Genomic DNA, 19,331 nt, shown 5'->3' on the forward strand with positions numbered 1-19,331 from the left:
ACGCTCAACTACAACGGTTCGGCGACCATCACCTTCCGCGCCTGGGACAAGTCGGCCGGAACCGCCGGAAGCACCGCGGATACGTCGACCGGCAACGGCGGCAATTCGGCCTACTCGTCGGTGACGGACACTGCCTCGATCGCGATCTCCGCCGTCAACGACGCACCGGTCCTGACCACGCCGACCGCGATCAGCCTGACCGACACGTCCGCCGCCGACGCCTTCTCCACCAACCGGACCGGCACGCTGGCGGCATCCGACGTCGAGGGCACAGCGCTGACCTACGGCATCAGCAACGGGACCACGGGCGGCACCGTCGGCGCCATCACCTACGACGTGTCGAAGACCGGCAGCTACGGCACCCTGTACCTGCTGAGCACCACCGGAGCCTATGTCTACGTCCCCAACGCCGGCGCCATCAACGCGCTGACCGCCAATGCCACGGAAACCTTCACGCTCACCACCTCCGACGGCAGCCTGAGCGATCAGAAGACGCTGACCATCAACCTGACCGGGGTCAACGACATCCCCCTCGTCACGGCAATCCCGGTGGTCACCGGGACGGCAAAGGTCGCCAACGCGCTGACCGCCACGACCGGCACCTGGACCGATGCCGACAACAACACGCTGACCTATGGCTACCAGTGGTACCGCGCGGACGACAGCAGCGGCACCAACGCTACCGCGATAACCGGTGCTACCCTGGCGTCCTATACGCCGACGGCCTCCGACGCGCACAAGTTCCTGAAGGTCGTCGTCACCGCCAGCGACGGCAACGGCAGTTCGGACCAGACGACCCAGTCCGCCTATACCGCCATCGCCAATACCGAGCCGTCGAACACCGTGGCGCCCGCGATCACCGGCACCGCCACCGTCGGCAACGCGCTGACCGCCACCAGCGGCACCTGGACCGATGCCGACAGCGACACGGTGACCTATAGCTACCAATGGTACCGCGCCACGGACAGCAGCGGCACGGGAGCCACCGCGATCAGCGGAGCCACGCTGGCGTCCTATACGCTGACGACCTCGGACGCCCACAAGTTCGTGAAGGTCATCGTTACCGCCAACGACGCAAACGGCAGTTCGACCCGGACGGCGGAATCCGTCTACACCACCATCGCCAACACCGCCCCGGTCCACTCGGCAGTCCCGGCGATCAGCGGCACCGCCACCGTCGGCAATGCGCTGACCACGACGACCGGCACGTGGTCGGATACCGACAGCGACACGGTGACCTATAGCTACCAATGGTACCGCGCCACGGACAGCAGCGGCACGGGAGCCACCGCGATCAGCGGAGCCACGCTGGCGTCCTATACGCTGACGACCTCGGACGCCCACAAGTTCCTCAAGGTCGTCGTCACCGCCAACGACGCCAACGGCAGCTCGACCCAGACGGCGGAATCCGCCTACACGACGATCGCCAACACCGCCCCCGTCAATTCGATCGTTCCGGCGATCAGCGGGACGGCAACGGTCGGCAACGCGCTGACCGTCACCAGCGGCACCTGGACGGACACCGACAGCGATACGGTGACCTATAGCTACCAATGGTACCGCGCTACGGACAGCAGCGGCACCAACGCTACCGCGATAACCGGTGCTACCCTGGCGTCCTATACGCTGACGACTTCGGACGCCCACAAGTTCCTGAAGGTCGTCGTCACCGCCAACGACGCCAACGGCAGCTCGACCCGGACGGCGGAATCCGTCTACACCACCATCGCCAACACCGCCCCGGTGAACTCGGCCGTTCCGGCGATCAGCGGAACCGCGACGGTCGGCAACGCACTGACCGCCACCAGCGGCACGTGGTCCGACACCGACGGCGATACGCTGACCTATAGTTACCAATGGTACCGCGCCACCGATGCCGCCGGCACGGGAGCCACGGCGATCTCGGGTGCCACGGCTGCCAGCTACACGCCGACGACATCGGACGCCCATAAGTTCCTCAAGGTCGTCGTTACCGCCAACGATGCCAACGGCAGCTCGACCCAGACGGCCCAGTCCACCTACACGACGATCGCCAACACCGCCCCCGTCAACTCGGCGGTTCCGGCGATCACCGGCACCACCATCGTCAGCAATGCACTCTCCGCCGGCACCGGCACCTGGAGCGACACCGACAGCGATACGGTGACCTATAGTTACCAATGGTACCGCGCCACCGACAGCAGCGGGACGGGCGAGACCGCGATCGGCGGGGCGACCGCCGCCGCCTACACGCTGACTTCCGCCGACGCCAACAAGTATGTCCGCGTCGTCGTCACCGCCAACGACGGCAACGGAAGCTCGACGCAAACCGCCGCGTCCACCCGGACGTCGATCGCCAACTCGGCCCCGGTCAACACGGCGGTACCGGCAGTCAGCGGCACCAATTCCGTCGGCGGGACGCTTACCGCCGGTACCGGTTCGTGGACCAACACCGACAGCGACATCACCTATACGTATCAGTGGTACCGCTCGGACGACGGCGCCGGCACCAACGAAACAGCCATCTCGGGCGCCACGTCGGCCGGCTACGCGCCGACCACGGCCGATGCCCACAAGAACCTCCGCGTCGTGGTCACCGCCTCCAACTCCCAGGGCAGAACAACCGAAACGGCTTCCTCGGCCAGGACGGTCGTCGCCAACACCGCTCCGGTCAACTCAGTCGTTCCAACCATTTCCGGAACCGCTGCCGTTGGCCGAAGCCTGTCGGCCAGCACCGGCACCTGGAGCGACGGCGACAGCGATGCGGTGACCTATAGTTACCAATGGTACCGTGCGGCCGACGCCGCCGGCACCGGCGAAACCGCCATCACGGGGGCGACCGCCGCCACATACGCACTGTCGTCAGCGGATGCTCATAAGTTCGTCCGCGTCGTCGTCACCGCCAACGACGCAAACGGCAACTCGACCCAGACCAGCGCCTCGGCCAGATCCGGTGTCGCCAACACGGCCCCGTCGCTGGCGGCGCCTGCCGTCCTCACCTTCGCGGATACCGCCGGTGCCGATACCTTCGCCAACCGCGCCGGCAGTCTCGCCGCTTCCGATACCGACACCGATGGACTGGTCTTCGGCATCGATGGCGGCATTGCAGGCGGCACCTTCACGTCGAACGGCATTACTTACGACGTGTCCCGGACCGGCGCCTATGGGACGCTCCATGTCAACAGCGCGACCGGCGCCTTCGTCCTCGTCCCCAACGGTGTCGCCATCAATGCGGCGAGCGCCGCGACCGGTGAAAGCTTCACCGTCACCGCGTCGGACGGGAGGGTCACGAGCAGCACCACGCTGAGCGTCGCGGTCGCGGGGACCGTGGATGCCCCCATCGCCGCGAACGATACCGGCAGCGCCCTCGAAGCCGGCGGCATTTCCAACGGGACGGCCGGCAGCAATGCCACCGGCAACGTGCTGACCAACGACACCGACGCCAACACCGGCCTGACCCGGACGGTTGCCGGCGTGCGCCTGGGCGCCACCGAAGGCGGCGGGAATGCCGGCAGCGTCGGAACGGCCCTTGCCGGGCTGTACGGCTCCCTGACGCTGAAGGCGGATGGCACATATACCTATGCCGTGAACAACGACAATGCAGCGGTCAATGCCCTGGGCGCCGACGCCAGCCTGTCCGAGAGCTTCAACTATACCGTCTCGAACGGGGTCCTGACCGATACCGCCGTGCTGACGGTCACGATCAAGGGCGCCGAGGATACGGTGGCGGCACCGCCGCCGCCGCCGGTTACGCCCACGACACCAACCCCCTCGACGCCCACGACAACCGATGTGACGCCGACGACCCCGACCGCGCCGATCATCCTGCCGCTCTTCACGCCGACCACCTCGACGAACAATCTGTCTTCGAATTCGTCGAATTCGTCGAACTTTTCCTCGAATTCGAACTCGAACTCTAGCTCGAATTCATCTTCGAACTCGAACTCGAACTCAGACTCGCCTTCGACAAGCTCCAAAACCGATACGCCGACGCTCACCACGACGACTTCGACCGTTACGACAACCACCTCGTCCAGCAACACGACGTCCAGCAACACTTCGTCGGCCAACTCGATCAGCATACCGGCCAGTCAGTCGACGTTGATCAGCGTCGGCCCATCGCCGGCCTCCGGCACCAGCAACGCAGCCGGTGGCGGGACTGGAACCGGCTTCTCTTCGGACGGCGGCGCCGTCAGCACCGGCCTCTCCGTCCGTGCGGAAGTATCGACCCAGCAGGTCGGCGGCACATCGGGAGACAGCTTCAAGATCCCGGCCGGTGTCTTCGGGCATACCGATCCCAAGGCCGTCGTCACCATCCAGGCTACCCTGGAAGACGGCTCGCCCTTGCCGTCCTGGCTGAAGTTCGATGCCACCACCGGCACCTTCACCGGCAAGCCGCCAGAGGGTGAAAAGCAGGAGTTGCAGATCAAGGTGACGGCCCGTGACACCGCCGGATCGGAGGCCACGGTCAACTTCAAGCTGGACGTCAACGAAAACGGCAACCAGCCGGCCGGTGAAGGCCAGGACGGACAGGACAACGCCGGCCAGCAGAGAACCGATGCCGGCCGCCCTGCCGACCGGCAGACCGCTCAAGCGGCACTTCTGGGCAGACCGTCGTTGACGGCGCAGCTCAAGGCGGCAAGCGGACAGAACGGCTTCATGGCCGAAGGTCTCGCCTTGCTCGAAAGTCTGCTGAAGGTGGCAGGCATCGACGATACCGACAAGGCGGCCTGAGGCTTCGCCGAACCGGCGGGCGCCGATCCGTTCCAACGGACCGGCGCCCGCCGGTCACTGCGTTTCCATCTTTGTCACAGTGTTGCCAACACGGCACATTATGACATTTAATGACAATTTTTAACGTTATTCCGCCGAACGGATTGCTTGACGACTGGATGATACTCCACAAGTTGAGTATCTATTTCTTAAGGTGTAATGCCTAAGATTATTCAGGCCGGGGATAACGGCTTTATGGGGATACTATGCACGACGTCATTACGATGAAAAAGGCAGCGCGTCTTCAGCCGGGCAAGAAGCATTTACACTATGTGGCATTGGCCTTCGTGATGATCTCGGCAGCGGGCTGTGCCCTGACCCCCGAACCCGTCACGCCGGAAGAGCGGGCGGCGCTGGTCTCTGCCGACCGACGACACCTTTTCGAGAACCAGGAACCGGTAACCGGCCCGATCTCGCTGGAAGAGGCGATCGCCCGCGCCATCAAGTACAATTACGATTATCGCCTGACCGCAATGGATCAGGCCCTGCAAAACCGGCAGCTCGACCTAAGCCGTTACGACATGCTGCCCAAGCTGACGGCATCCGCCGCCGGCACCGCCCGGTCGAACGAGAACCTGACCGTCAGCGAGAATACGCGCACCGGCGTCCGGTCCACCGATCCCTCGGTCAGCCAGGACCAGGAACGCGCCACCGCCGACCTGACCATGTCATGGAACGTACTGGATTTCGGCGTCAGCTATTATCAGGCGCGCCAGCAGGCCGACCGCACCCTGATCGCTGGCGAGCGCCGCCGGCGGGTGGTCCACTCCGTGGCCCAGCAGGTGCGCTCCGCCTATTGGCAGGCCGTATCGGGCGAACGTATCCAGGCGGCCATCGCACCCGTGCTGGAGGAGGCGCGCCGCGCGCTGGCCGACGCCCGCGCGGTCGAGCAGCAGCGCCTGCGTCCGCCGCTGGAAGTCCTGCGCTACCAGAAGGCCGTGATCGAGATCATGCGCCAGCTCGAATCGGTCGAGCAGGACCTGGCCATCGCCAAGGCGCAGCTTCGTGCCCTGATGAACCTCCAGCCCGGACAGCCCTTCACGCTAGCGCTGCCGCAAGGGTTCAAGCGCGACATTCCGCCGGTCAAGCTGACGCTCGAGGAGATGGAGTCGGCGGCGCTGACCAACCGGCCGGAACTGCGGGAAGAGCAGTACCAGCAACGGATCAGCTCGGCGGAAGTGCGGAAGGCGATCCTTCGCCTGCTGCCCGGCCTGACCTTCACCGGCGGCGGCAACTACGACAGCAACTCCTACGTACAGAACAACTTCTGGGCGGAAGCTGGGTTGCGGGTAAGCTGGAACCTGCTGACCCTGCTGTCGGGGCCGGCGGCAGTCGCAGCGGCCGAAGCCCAGCAGGATCTCGGCGAAACCCGCCGTCTGGCGCTTAGCATGGCGACGCTGACCCAGGTCCATGTCGGCTATCAGCAATACCAGCGGGCACGCCGCAACTTCGAGCAGGCCGACCTGCTCAACTTGATCGAGCAGCGCATCTTCGACAACACCAGGAACGCCGAGGCCGGCGAGGCCCAGAACGTGCTGGAGCGGGTCCGTGCCGCCGCTTCGGCGATCTCGGCGGAACTGTCGCGCGACCGCGCCTATGCGGACGTGCAGGCGGCAACGGCCAACCTGATGGTCTCGCTCGGTCTGGACCCGCTGCCGGCCGAGGTGCAGGGCCACGACATCAAGGCGCTTTCGGCGGCTTTCGGAGCCACGAACGCGACTTGGCAGTCGGGCCAGTGGATACCTCCGGCGCCGGTTCCGACACCCGTCCCCGTAGCGGCACCGGTTGCTGCGCCCGCCCCGGTAGCGGTAGCAGCACCGGCACCGGCACCGGCACCGGCTCCCGCACCGGCGGCCCCTATCGTTCTGGCGCCGGCACCTGTCGCTACACCGGTCGCGGCCGAACCTGTCGAAGCGGTCACTCCCGTCGCCAAGGTCGAACCTGTCCAGACGGAAGCGCCCGCCGCCAAGGTCGATCCCGCGGCAATCGAGACGCCCGTTGCCGGGATCGTTCCCGTATCGATGGAACAGGCTCCGTCCAATCTCGTCCCGACCACCCGCAAGAGCAATCTGAACCGCAAGCCCCTCATCTCCAACTTCAGGTAACACTGTGCGCAAGGTCAGGTGGTTCGCCTATCCGCTTGCCGCCGCCCTGTTGACGGCGGCAGTTCCAGCATCGGCCCAGATACCGGAATCCGGTATCGGGTCCGGTGTCCCGGAGATCCGGGCTCAGATCAGTCCGCGCCGGAGCACGATGCTGGCGTCGGAACTGCCGGGGAAGATCGACGATCTGACCGTGCGCGAGGGCGACCGCTTCAAGGAAGGCCAGAAGCTGGTCGGCTTCGACTGCGCCCCCCACCGAGCCCGCCTCAACAAGGCCTCGGCCCAGCAGCAGGCCGCCCGCAAGGCTTACGAGGTCAATTCTCGCCTCGACAAGCTGGGGTCCGTCAGCACCCTGGAACTGGAAGCAGCCGCCGCCCAGCTCAGCGCCGCCGAGGCCGAAACCGCCATGACGCGTATCATGGTGGAGCGCTGCGTCGTCACCGCCCCCTTCCCCGGCCGGGTCGCGGAAATGAAGGTCCGACGCTACGAATATGTCAGCGAAGGCAAGGAGTTGCTGGAGATCCTGGACGACCACGACCTGGAGGTCGAGATGATCGTCCCGTCCCGCTGGCTGGTCTGGTTGACGCCCGGCAACAAGTTCAAGGTGCTGATAGAGGAAACCGGCAAGACCTTCGATGCGGAGGTGACGCGGCTGTCGGCCCGGATCGATCCGGTCAGCCAGTCGATCAAGGTCTTCGGCAAGGTCGCGAGCCGTCCGGGCGAGTTGTTGGCAGGCATGAGCGGCCGGGCCGTGTTCGCGGTGCCGAACTAGGCTACACTCTCCCTCTGACACAGATCGCGTAAGAGGGAAATCCATGGCACGGGAACTGGACGTTCGGGGCTTGCATTGTCCGCTCCCGATCCTGCGCACCCGCCGTCAGCTAGACCACATGGCGGAGGGCGAGGAACTGATCGTGCTGGTCACCGACCCGGCCTCGGTGATCGACTTCAGGCACTTCTGCAACACCACGGCGCACGAACTGGTGGAGCATACCCAGGCCGAAGGCGTCTTCACCTACCGGATCCGGCGCGGCGCCGCCTGACCGGGTCCCGGTTCCGGGAACGCCAGCACCAGCCCGCCGGGCAGGCTGACCAGCAGGAGCAGCAGGCCCAGCAGGACCGACATCAGCAAGGCGCCGTCCATCGGCACGCCGACCAGCGCGAAGACGGCGACGACGGCGCCTTCCCGCAAGCCCCAGCCGGCGATCGACAGCGGCATCCCCGCAACCAGCACGATCGGCGGCATCAGGACGAGGCAATCGACCAAGCCGACCGGCAGCCCCAGGCTGCCGGCGATCAGCCACATGGTCGCCCCCGCCAGCAGGTGGACCAGGACCGAGACGCCGATAATGGGGATGGCGGTGACCGGACGGCTCAGCAGTCCGCGCACCGCCCGGCCGAACTCGGCCACTCCGCTCAGCCTGCCGGAAGCCCAACGCCCCGACAGCCAGTCCGCCGATAGCGCCAGCGCCAGCAGGGCGGCCCCCAATCCCAGGCCCGCAGCCACGCTCCACCGCATCGCCGGGTCCGGCATGCGGGCCAGCAGCAGCGGCGCGGTCACCAGCACGACCAGCACCAGTCCGATCATCGCCGTCGTCCGGTCGATCAGTACGCCGCGCAGGCCGGTCCCGATGCCGAAGCCCAGGCTCCGGATCTTCAGCACCCGCCACGCGTCGCCCGCGATGGAGGTCGGCAGCGCCTGCCCCAGGAAGAACGCGGCGAGGTTGATCCTCAGCGCCCGCATCGTCCCGATGGAGGCGTCCAGGCCCGCCATGATGACGGCCCAGCGCCATGAGATCAGGACGACCTGCACGACCGTCAACCCGAAGGCGGCGGCCAGCCAGCGCGGATCGATCGCCGCCGCGCGCGCCATCAGGGCCGAGGCGTCGGTTCGGCTCAGCAGCAGCCAGAGCAGCGCTCCCGACAGGGCGAAGCGGGCGGCGGTCATGCCTAAGCGGCTGAGTCGGTCGTTCAAGATACGGCCACCGGCTCCGTCAGTTCTTCAAGGCGACGGTCGCCCGCACCGGCAGATGGTCCGACGCCCGCTTGGTCAGGACCGTCTTGACGACGTCGTAGTTCGACAGCACCAGCCCTTCCGACACGAAGATGCGGTCCAGCCGCAATGTGGGCATCCGGACATGAAAGCTGCGGGGGGCGGCGCAGTCGGCGAAGCTGTGCATCAGCCGCTTGATCCGGGGCGATCGGGGCCGCCACTCGTTCAGGTCGCCCATGAACACGGTCGGCCGCTCGGGACCGCGCTCCACCGTGTGAAGGACGCGGGTGATCTGGGCGTTGCGCTCCCAAGGGTCGAGCCCGAGATGGGCGACGATCACCCGGACCACCTTGTCGCCGACCTGGATGTCGGCGTCGATGGCGCCGCGCGGTTCGCGGTGGGGCAGCGACAGGTCCATCGGGCGGACCTCCAGCACCGGCAGCCGGCTCAGCAGCGCATTGCCGTAATGGGCGCGCTCATGGTGCTTGGTCGGGCCGGGCCAGGCCTTCATGCCGGTTTCGCGCGCCAGGTACTCGAACTGGTCCAGGCCGACTTCGCCCCTGTGATGCCACCCGACTTCCTGAAGCCCGACCACGTCGGCCTCCAGCGCCTTGACGACGGCCGCGATCCGGCTGGGCGCGAACTTGGCGTCGATACCGACGCAGCTATGGACGTTGTAGGTCGCGATCCGGAAGGAACTCAGCCCGGCCGGCGCCTCGCCCGGCCGCTCGTCGCGCACGTCGATGCCCTCGGCATCGGCTTCGATCTCGCTTCCGGTGTCGGTGACGGTATTGTCTGGCAAATCAGCCACGCTATCCTTACCCCGCTCTTGCCGTTGCTTTATCAGTCCCGCCGGCCTTGCGGCCGAGCAGCTTGTTGGCGACCCAGCCCAGGCTGGCGGCAACCGCCGCGATCCCGACCGCGACCGCGATGCTGGTGGCCGACGGCTCCCGCAGCGTCCGCTCCAGCTGGCTGCCCAGCAGGCTGAAGGCCAGCGCACCGGGCGCCATGCCCAACGCCGTCCCGATCATGTAGTCAGTGAACCGCAGATGGGACGCGCCCGCCACCACGTTCACCACGCTGAAGGGTGCGGCGGGTATGACGCGGATCACCGCGACCGCCAGGATACCCTGATCCGAAAGCTTCCGGCTGACCTTGTTGACGAACCGCCCGCCGAACCGCCTGACCCATCGCTGACCGCCCAGCCGCCCGACCCAGAACAGCGCCGCCGCACTGGCAAGGCAGCCGGCCAGCGCCGTGGGGAACCCCAGCAGCGGCCCGAACGCGATGGCCGTAGCCGCGATCAGCACCATGACCGGGAACATGACGAACCCGCCGGCGACATAGACGGCTACCGCGACCAGCGGCCCCAGCGGCATCGCCGCAAGGCTCTGCGCCCAGTCCAGGATGCCGTCCACCGTCGCCAGCTCGCTGAGATCGGTGAAGCGCCACAGGGCGGCAAGCCCCGCCAGCAGAAGCACCATCAGCGCCACCACCATCCGGAACTTCAACTTCGGGGTCGGCTTTTCAAGGTCCGGCATGATCTGGCGGGTCAGTTCCTCGGCGGTTATCGGTCGTTCCGGATCGAACAGGTGGGTCTCGGCGATGAAGGCATCGACACCGTCAACTTCGTTGACCCTGACAGGTTCCAGCCGGCGGCGATCGGGGTCATGGAAATGCTCGATCGTCCGGATCATCGAACCGGTCTCCGCCAGCTTGGCCGCGACCTGCTCGGGCGGCACGCCCAGGTGCTCGGCCAGCAGCCCGTCGCGGTAGCGGACGATGGCGGCGCGCCGGGTTTCCTCGTCCGGCGCGCCCGCTATGACCTCCACCGCGAGGTCGCATTCCGTGTCGAATCCCATCGACCGGTTGTTGAGGTTGCTGGATCCGATCCGGAGCAGCCGGTCATCGATCACCACCGTCTTGGAATGGATCGTGACCGGCACGCCGGTCGGGGTGACCGCTCCGTAGATCCCGAACTTGCCGTGGGTATCGGCGTTCCGCAGGCGGTTGACCAGATGCCGGCGCGCCCGACCCATCAGCTCCTCCTCCAGCCAGCCGGGACAGTTCTTCGGGGTCACCACGACGATCTCCGGACCGTCCGGATCGCCCAGCCGGGCCAGAAGCGCCTGGCCGACGCATTCCGCCGTGAAATACTGGCTCTCGATATAGATGCTGTGCCGGGCCGCCGCGATCGAGGCGGTGTAGAGGGCCTCCACCTCCCTCGCTTCGGCCTGCTCGTTGTGGCGGGGCAAGGTGCGCGCGATGCCGACCTCGATGTTCTCGAAGTCGGCGGAGAGATGGTCGGGCCAGGGGTCCGACGGGCTGGTGACCGGCGGGATCGGCGGTTCTCCCGTGCCGCGCCGCCAGCGGTAGCGCGCCAGCTCTCCCAGGGCGGCGGCGGCCGGACCGTCCACCGCCATCATCATGTCGTGGAACGGATCGTAGGGGTCGCCGTTGGGCCGCCGCCGGCGGGTATCGTGGTCGATATGGCCACGCGTGTCCCAGCGGTTCGCCGTGATGTCGATGCCGCCGCAGAACGCCACCGCGTCGTCGATCACCACCAGCTTCTGGTGATGGCAGGCGCCGGCCGGATGTTCCCCGTCGACGCGGAAGGTGACGCGAGGATCGGTGATCATGTCCATCAGCGCGGTCGGGAAGATCTCCCGCTCCAGCGCGAAGATCATCGAGAAGTCCCATTTCAGGACGTGGATTTCAAGCTGCGGATTGTCGGCCACCAGCCGTTCCAGGAAATCGCCGAACCGGTTGGGGAATTTCGGGTCCAGCGGGTCCTTTTCCAGCTCGACGCGGGTGTCGAAATCCCAGCCGAGCAGGATGATCGACCGCTTGGCCTTCCGCATCGCCGCCTTGACGGCGGCGTAGTAGTCGGCGGCATCCACGATCAAGGCCACGCGATGGGCGCGCTCCAGCCGCCAGCAGGTCGTGCCGGGCACCAGCAGGGGTGAACCAGGATCGGTGTCGTGGAAGAGATGCTGGGTCGGGCAGTTCGGCTCGGGCGGAGGCTGCATGGGCGTCTGGCTTAGGGGTTGGGAAGCTGCATTCGAGAGGCATGCACCGCATTAACGTATGAAATGCCTGGATAACCCCAAACAGGCTCGAATCGTCCAAGATGCCGGTCACCACAAAAGATAGTTGCTAATTCACAACCGAGTGACCGGTCTGATTGAAAATCCATTGCCGCCACGGATTACGCTGCCTTACGTTAAGGTTAACAAGAACGGCACTGACCGGACCCAATGAACATGGAGCTTCACGACATGCGGAATTTTCGCAAATTCCTGACATGTGCCGGGCTTGCCTTGGCGCTGACTTTACCCGCGGCCGCTTCTCTTCGGGCGGAGACAGTGTTGAAGCGCGGCAACGGCGCGGAGCCTGAATCGCTGGACCCGGCAATTTCGACCGGCGTGCCCGAATCCTTCATCCAGATCGACATCTTCGAAGGACTGGTCCATCCCGGTCCCGACGGCACGCTTCGTCCCGGCGTCGCCGAAAGCTGGCAGGTCAGCGACGACGGCCTGACTTACACCTTCAAGCTCCGTCCCGAAGCCGTGTGGTCGGACGGCTCGCCGCTGACGGCCACGGACTTCATCTATTCCTGGGCACGGATGGTCGATCCGGCAACCGCGTCCAACTACGCCTTCATCCTGTGGCCGATCCGGAACGCCGAGCAGATCACCAAGGGCGAGTTGCCCAAGGACAAGCTTGCGGCGGAAGCGGTGGACGAACACACGCTGAAGGTGACGTTGCGGGCTCCCACCGCCTATTTCCTCCAGATGCTGATGCATCACTCGGCCTATCCGGTGCCTCGGCAGGCCATCGAGAAGTTCGGGCCGGAATGGACGCGGCCGGGCAACATCGTCACCAACGGCGCCTACACGATCCAGGAATGGGTGCCGCAGGGCCATATCAAAGCGGTCAAGAACCCCAGGTACCGCGATGCCGCCAGCGTCCAGATCGACACGGTCTATTACTACCCGGTCGAGGAATACGGCACCGAGCTGAAGCAGTTCCGCGCCGGCGAGCTTCACACGACCTACGACGTGCCGCAGGAGCAGATCCCCTGGCTGGAGCAGAACATGGCCGGCCAGTTCCGCAACTCGCCCTATTTCGGCACCTATTACTACGGCATCAACGTCACGCGCGAACCGTTCAAGAGCAATCCGAAGCTCCGGCACGCACTGGCGATGGCGCTGGACCGGGACATCCTGATCAAGCAGATCACCAAGGGCGGCGAGTTTCCGGCCTATGGCTGGGTCCCGCCCGGCGTGCCCGGCTACGAGCAACAGCAGGTGTCCTGGGCGGGAACCGACCAGAAGACCCGCGTGGCGGATGCCAAGAAGATCCTGGCCGATGCCGGCTTCGACAAGGGCAACCCGCTGAAGGTCGAACTGCTCTACAACACCAACGACAACCACAAGAAGATCGCGATCGCCATCGCCGGCATGTGGAAGCAGTTCCTCGGCGTCGAGACCTCGCTCCGGAACGAGGAGTGGAAGGTCTATCTGGAAAGCCGCAACAAGAAGCAGTTCGAAGTCATGCGCGCCGCCTGGATCGGCGACTACGTCGATCCCTACAGCTTCCTGGAACTGCTGCGCGGCGACATCGGCGAGCAGAACCCGGCGGGCTACTCCAACCCGTCTTACGACCGGGCCGCCGACAAGGCCGCCAACGAGAAGGACCCCGCCGCCCGCTTCAAGCTGCTGGCCGAGGCCGAGAAGACCCTGCTGGCCGACATGCCGATCATCCCGATCTACTTCTACACCCAGCAGCACATGGTTTCCGACAGCGTCAAGGGCTGGCAGGACAACCTGATGGACTGGCACCCGACACGGTACCTGCGCGTCGAGAAGTGATCGCAAGCTTGTGAGACCGGCTTGGAGTGATTTGAGCTGAACTGACAGGATCACGGATGGACACGGATATCCACGGATGGACACGGATGCCGCAACGCTTCAGGCTGCCATGGTCATGCCAGCCCAGGGAACTGTCAGAGAAACAATCTCAAGGTTGTGCTTCAGGACCTTCAAGTTCGAGGCCATCCAATCCGTGTCCATCCGTGGATATCCGTGTCCATCCGTGATCCCGGAACGCCTTCCAGCCAGCACTTTCCGCCGAAAGCCGAACGATCGGCTATCCGCAGTTTAAAGGTCCAACCATCGTGCTGACCTATGCCGCGCGCCGGTTACTCGGCGCCATCCCGACGCTGCTGGTCATCCTGACCATCACCTTCTTCCTGGTCCGGCTGGCGCCGGGCGGGCCGTTCGACGGGGAGCGGACCCTGCTGGCGGAGATCGAGCGCAATCTGGCCGCCGCGTACCATCTGGACGAGCCGCTGCCGCTGCAATACTTCCGCTACCTGGGGCAGGTGCTCCAGGGCGATTTCGGGCCGTCGTTCAAGTACAAGGACTTCTCGGTCACCCAATTGATCTGGAGCGGCTTTCCCGTGTCCCTCCAGTTGGGCGGCACCGCCATGCTGCTGGCGGTGGTGATCGGGACGGCGCTGGGCGCCTTTGCGGCGCTGCGCCAGAACTCCGGCCTGGACTATGGCGTGATGGGTGCGGCGATGGTCGGGATCGCGGTACCCAACTTCGTCATAGCGCCGCTGCTGACGCTGGTGCTGGGCGTGCATCTGGGTGTGCTGCCGACGGGCGGCTGGGGAAGCTGGCAGCAGATGCTGCTGCCCGTGCTGGCCTTGGCCCTGCCGCAGATCGCCTATATCGCCCGCATGACCAGGGCCAGCATGATCGAGCTGCTGCGTTCCAACTTCATCCGCACCGCCAGGGCCAAGGGCCTGCCGGAGCGGGTGACGATCTTCCGCCATGCGCTGAAGGGAGCGCTGCTGCCGGTGGTCTCGTATTTGGGGCCGGCGACGGCGGCGGTCATCACCGGTTCGGTCGTGATCGAGCAGATCTTCGGCATTCCCGGCATCGGCCGCTACTTCGTCCAGGGCGCCTTGAACAGGGACTATACGCTGGTGATGGGGGTCGTGATCTTCTACGGCGTCCTGATCATCGTCTTCAACCTGCTGGTCGATCTCGCCTACGGGCTGCTCGACCCGCGCGTCCGCTACGATTGAGGCCGGTCCGTCATGGTCATGAACGATCCTTCCCTGGCGGGACCGGGCGCCATCAGGCCGATGACCGTCCGGGGCCGCAGCCTGTGGGGCGACGCCGGCCGTCGCCTGCTGCGCAACAAGGCCGCCGTCGCCGCCGTCATAATCCTGCTGCTGGTCGTGCTGGCCTGCTTCGTGGGGCCGCTGCTGGTCCCTTACGAACTGGACGAGATCTTCTGGGACGCCATCATGACGCCGCCGGACTGGGCGGGCGGCCACCCGTTCGGCACCGACGCGAACGGGCGCGACCTGCTGGTCCGGACGCTCAACGGCGGCCAGATCTCGCTGATGGTCGGCCTTGTCGCCACGGCGGTCAGCCTGACGATCGGCGTGCTGTACGGGGCGACGGCGGGGTATCTCGGCGGGCGGGTGGACAGCGTCATGATGCGGCTGGTCGATGTGCTCTATTCGCTGCCGTTCATGTTCTTCGTGATCCTGCTGATGGTATTCTTCGGCCGCAACATCGTCCTGATCTTCGTCGCGATCGGGGCGGTGGAATGGCTGGACATGGCGCGCATCGTCCGGGGCCAGACGCTGAGCATCAAGCGGAAGGAGTTCATCGAGGCGGCGCGGGCGGGTGGCGTGCGTCCCGTCTCGATCATCCGGCGCCACATCATCCCCAACACACTGGGTCCGGTCGTCGTCTACATGACGCTGACGGTGCCCAAGGTGATCCTGCTGGAAAGCTTCCTGAGCTTCCTGGGACTTGGCGTCCAGGAGCCGATGACGAGCTGGGGCGTCCTTATCAGCGAGGGCGCCGCCAATATGGAGTCGTCGTGGTGGATGCTGGTCTTCCCGGCGGGATTCCTGGCCGTGACCCTGTTCTCGCTCAACTTCATCGGCGACGGCATCCGCGATGCGCTCGACCCCAAGGACCGCTGACGCCATGTCTATGACTTCGGCTTCTCTGCTATCCGTGCGCAACCTGACCACAGGCTTCGCGACACCCGACGGCGAGGTACGCGCCGTCAACGACGTCAGCTTCGATATCATGCCCGGCGAGACCGTCGGCGTGGTCGGGGAATCCGGCTCCGGCAAGAGCCAGCTCTTCATGTCGATCATGGGCCTGCTGGCCGGCAACGGACGCGCCACGGGCAGCGTCCTGTATCGAGGCAAGGAGATCCTGGGCCTGCCGGCGCCCGCCCTCAACCGCATCCGGGGCGAGAAGATTTCCATGATCTTCCAGGACCCGATGACCTCGCTGAACCCGTACCTCAAGGTCAGCACCCAGATGGTCGAGGTGCTCCGGCTGCACAAGGGCATGGACCGCGGCGCCGCCCGCCGCCGCGCGGTCGAGATGCTGGACCTCGTCCGCATCCCCGAGGCGCCGCGCCGCCTGGACATGTATCCGCACGAGTTCAGCGGCGGCATGCGCCAGCGTGTCATGATCGCGATGGCGCTGCTCTGCCGTCCCGACCTGCTGATCGCGGACGAGCCGACGACCGCCCTGGACGTCACGGTCCAGGCGGCGATCCTCGATCTGATGGGCGATCTGAAGCGGGAGTTCAACACCTCCATCGTCCTGATCACCCACGATCTCGGCGTGATCGCCGGACTGGCCGACCGGGTGATGGTGATGTACGGCGGCCGGGTGATCGAAACAGGCGAGGTGCGGGATATCTTCTACAGGCCCGGCCATCCCTATACCCAGGCCTTGCTGAACAGCATGCCGCGCATCGATTCCGACACGATGGAAGACTTGCCGACGATCCCCGGCCAGCCGCCAAACCTCCAGCACCTGCCGCCGGGATGCAGCTTCCATGACCGCTGCGTCAAGCGCTTCGACCGCTGCGTCGCCGAGATCCCGGCCCTGATCCCGCTGCCCGGAGCAGCTCGCTCCGCCGCCTGCCACCTGTGCCAGCCCTCGTGAATTTGATATGACGTCGAATCCCGCCCCCCTCCTGTCGGTACGCGACATCAGCGTCACCTTCCCGATCCCGCGCGGCATGTTCCGGGGCACCGACAGGCTCCGCGCCGTCGATGGCGTCAGCTTCGACCTGTTTCCGGGGGAAACGCTGGGGATCGTCGGCGAGTCCGGCTGCGGCAAGTCTACGCTCGGCCGCGCCGTCCTGAAACTGATCGAGCCGTCCGGCGGTACGGTGGCGTGGCTGGGCCAGGATCTGGCCGGATTGCCGGAATCCCGCATGCGCGCCCATCGCCGCGACATGCAGGTGATCTTCCAGGACCCGCTGGCTTCGCTCGACCCGCGCATGACCGTGGGCGACATCATCGGCGAGCCGCTGCACACCTTCCATCCGGAGTTGAAGCGGGACGCGAAGCGCGCCCGCATCCAGGAGATGATGGCGAAGGTCGGGCTGCTGCCCGAAATGATCAACCGCTATCCGCACGAGTTCAGCGGCGGGCAGGCCCAGCGGATCGGCATCGCCCGCGCGATGATCCTGAACCCGAAGCTGATCGTCTGCGACGAGCCGGTATCGGCCCTGGACGTGTCGATCCAGGCGCAGATCGTCAACCTGCTGATGCGCTTGCAGCGGGAATTCCACCTGTCGCTGATCTTCATCAGCCACGATCTCAGCGTCGTCCGCCACATCAGCCACCGCATCATGGTGCTTTACCTGGGCAAGCAGGCGGAGATGGCCGACCGCGACACGCTCTACCGCGACCCGCGCCATCCTTATACCAAGGCGCTGATATCGGCGGTCCCGATCCCGGACCCCGACCGCGAGCGGGCCAAGCGGCGGATCGCCCTGACCGGCGACCTGCCGTCCCCCCTGTCGCCGCCCAGCGGCTGCTATTTCCGTACCCGCTGCCCGCGCGCGGAGGCGGTCTGCGCCGAGACGGCGCCGGGCTTCGACACGGTAGCACCGGGGCACCTCGCAGCGTGCCACTTCCGCAACGAGTAAATACACCCTCATCGAAGTGCATTCTGCATCTTTCAATGCAGAATGCACTTCGACTTACTGAAGGTTATAGTAAATAAATAGTTTATTGACCTTCCGTTCCTCATGATATTAATCAATCGATAAAGTTTAAGACTTTTTATTACTACTAATTTCCTATTCTTATATGACGATTGTAGAATTACATCTTGATAAAACCTTGGCATGCATATTGCAGTATTAAAATTGAATTACTTACTCATTGAGTCGGTTGACTAGGGCGAAAATCTTCATGCCTGGGTCCGCCGAAATCGGAACACAGGCTATGCCCCTAAGTCAGACGACGCTGCTCCGCTCCATGGAGGCCAGCAATTTGGCCCGCGCCATTGCGGAGCCGAACGGTGCCATGAACATCGTCTACGCCAACAAGGCGTTTTCCGTCCTTGCCGGTTCTCGGCAAGACGAGATCATCGGCAAGAACTGGCGTCTGCTGCAAGGTCCAAAGGCCGAACCGAACATGATTGCCCATCTAATACCAGGGGCCGAAGACATCGATCTGTGTGGACAGTGTTTGGTGGGTCACGGCCCACCCTACAGGCTCCTGCTTCGTAGGCCGGGCCGTGGCCCAACACTTCCGAAGCGCCGGTCAAACTCTTCGGCTCCTGGTATAAGAGCGGTTATTGCAAGGGCCGAGGCGACCGAAGTCAACCTGACCAGCTACCGGCGCGATGGAAGCACTTTCCTCAACCGCCTGTACCTTGCTCCTGTTCTGGACGAAATCACCGGGCACCCGATTGCCTTTATCGGGATTCATTTGGACTTGAGCAATCTTCAGCGCCAGAGGCGGCTCGATCAGGAATATCACGATTTTGCCCTCGATTCAGCTTCCGACCTAAGCCGCTCTTTCTCAAAGATCTGCTGAACGCGATCCGCGAAACGCTCAAACTCTTGAAATCGGCCGCCTGAAAGGGATTCCTATGCTCAGCCTAGTTCGTGGCCTACGGATCGGTCCCCGCATCTATATCCTGACGGCGATGTCGCTGGTCTTTCTCGGCATCGTCTCTGCCGTCAGCTATTCCAGCATGATACGGATCGGCCATGAACTGACTCAGGTTGCCGACCGCAGCCTGCCGATCAGCGACCAGTTGCGAAACATCACGATGCATCAGCTTCAGCAGGCCGTGCTGTTCGAAAAGATCCTTCATGAAGGTCAGGTCGAGGTGGTGGAGAGCCACTTCGACCAGATCGTGGCCGAGTTCGGGAAGCTGTCCCATAGGATGGATAGTGAAATCGTCGATCTGGAAAAGCTGATCACCGATGCTCGCGGCTCGATGGATGCCCGTGAAATCGACGGCTACATGGCGCGCATCAAGTCCATCGAGGAAAAGCACGCCGCTTACGAAAAGGGCGTCGAAACCATCATTGCGAAGATCCGCCAGCAGGGCGTCAGGACCGGGGCGTCGACGGCAACCGAATTGATGCTGATGGCGGATAGTCTCGGCAAGCACGAG

General features: G+C 64.9%; 14 protein-coding genes. 11 read left to right on the top strand and 3 right to left on the bottom strand.

What is annotated here, in order from left to right; translation table 11 throughout:
* The 4 genes from AC5JJ6_RS13965 to AC5JJ6_RS13980 all read left to right on the top strand — a co-directional run.
* A partial coding sequence (locus AC5JJ6_RS13965) for a cadherin-like domain-containing protein (RefSeq protein WP_496042630.1) occupies nt 1–4,713 on the top strand: 4,713 nt, incomplete at its 5' end.
* Nucleotides 4,714–4,976: 263 nt separating this feature from the next.
* Nucleotides 4,977–6,857: a TolC family protein gene (locus tag AC5JJ6_RS13970; protein WP_496042631.1), complete on the top strand. Its 1,881-nt coding sequence runs from the start codon at nt 4,977–4,979 to the stop codon at nt 6,855–6,857.
* 4 nt (nt 6,858–6,861) lie between these two features.
* Complete coding sequence (locus AC5JJ6_RS13975) at nt 6,862–7,626, top strand: efflux RND transporter periplasmic adaptor subunit (RefSeq protein ID WP_496042632.1); 765 nt, start codon at nt 6,862–6,864, stop codon at nt 7,624–7,626.
* 43 nt (nt 7,627–7,669) lie between these two features.
* Complete coding sequence (locus AC5JJ6_RS13980; RefSeq protein WP_044434016.1) at nt 7,670–7,897, top strand: sulfurtransferase TusA family protein; 228 nt, start codon at nt 7,670–7,672, stop codon at nt 7,895–7,897.
* Here AC5JJ6_RS13980 and AC5JJ6_RS13985 read toward each other — a convergent pair.
* From AC5JJ6_RS13985 to AC5JJ6_RS13995, 3 genes are read right to left on the bottom strand one after another with little or no spacing between them, the layout of a single operon-like run.
* The gene (locus AC5JJ6_RS13985) at nt 7,870–8,829 is read right to left on the bottom strand and encodes a lysylphosphatidylglycerol synthase transmembrane domain-containing protein (RefSeq protein WP_496042633.1); all 960 of its coding nucleotides are present in this window, start codon (nt 8,827–8,829) and stop codon (nt 7,870–7,872) included. The two genes, AC5JJ6_RS13980 and AC5JJ6_RS13985, sit on opposite strands and share 28 nt — an antisense overlap.
* A 19-nt stretch (nt 8,830–8,848) precedes the next feature.
* Nucleotides 8,849–9,658: an endonuclease/exonuclease/phosphatase family protein gene (locus AC5JJ6_RS13990; RefSeq protein WP_496042634.1), complete on the bottom strand. Its 810-nt coding sequence runs from the start codon at nt 9,656–9,658 to the stop codon at nt 8,849–8,851.
* 7 nt (nt 9,659–9,665) lie between these two features.
* A complete protein-coding gene (locus AC5JJ6_RS13995; RefSeq protein WP_496042635.1) occupies nt 9,666–11,876 on the bottom strand; it encodes a VTT domain-containing protein in 2,211 nt (736 codons plus the stop codon).
* A 336-nt stretch (nt 11,877–12,212) separates the two neighbouring features.
* On the opposite strand from AC5JJ6_RS13995, the gene AC5JJ6_RS14000 reads away from it, so the two are divergent.
* The 7 genes from AC5JJ6_RS14000 to AC5JJ6_RS14030 form a co-directional block, all read left to right on the top strand.
* Nucleotides 12,213–13,721 carry a peptide ABC transporter substrate-binding protein gene (locus AC5JJ6_RS14000; protein WP_496042642.1) on the top strand — a complete coding sequence of 503 codons (1,509 nt, stop codon included), beginning with the start codon at nt 12,213–12,215 and terminating at the stop codon, nt 13,719–13,721.
* Between the two features lie 305 nt (nt 13,722–14,026).
* Nucleotides 14,027–14,944 (top strand): oligopeptide ABC transporter permease OppB, encoded by a 918-nt coding sequence (oppB, locus tag AC5JJ6_RS14005; RefSeq protein WP_496042636.1) that lies wholly within the window; start codon nt 14,027–14,029, stop codon nt 14,942–14,944.
* An 18-nt stretch (nt 14,945–14,962) separates the two neighbouring features.
* The gene (locus AC5JJ6_RS14010) at nt 14,963–15,862 is read left to right on the top strand and encodes an ABC transporter permease subunit (protein ID WP_496042637.1); all 900 of its coding nucleotides are present in this window, start codon (nt 14,963–14,965) and stop codon (nt 15,860–15,862) included.
* A gap of 4 nt (nt 15,863–15,866) precedes the next feature.
* Nucleotides 15,867–16,850 (top strand): ABC transporter ATP-binding protein, encoded by a 984-nt coding sequence (locus AC5JJ6_RS14015; RefSeq protein WP_496042638.1) that lies wholly within the window; start codon nt 15,867–15,869, stop codon nt 16,848–16,850.
* 7 nt (nt 16,851–16,857) lie between these two features.
* Nucleotides 16,858–17,844, top strand: a complete 987-nt coding sequence (locus tag AC5JJ6_RS14020) for an ABC transporter ATP-binding protein (RefSeq protein WP_496042639.1) — start codon at nt 16,858–16,860, stop codon at nt 17,842–17,844.
* A gap of 349 nt (nt 17,845–18,193) precedes the next feature.
* Complete coding sequence (locus AC5JJ6_RS14025; protein WP_496042640.1) at nt 18,194–18,742, top strand: PAS domain-containing protein; 549 nt, start codon at nt 18,194–18,196, stop codon at nt 18,740–18,742.
* Between the two features lie 55 nt (nt 18,743–18,797).
* A partial coding sequence (locus AC5JJ6_RS14030; protein ID WP_496042641.1) for an MCP four helix bundle domain-containing protein occupies nt 18,798–19,331 on the top strand: 534 nt, incomplete at its 3' end.

Source organism: Skermanella sp. (genome assembly GCF_059503625.1).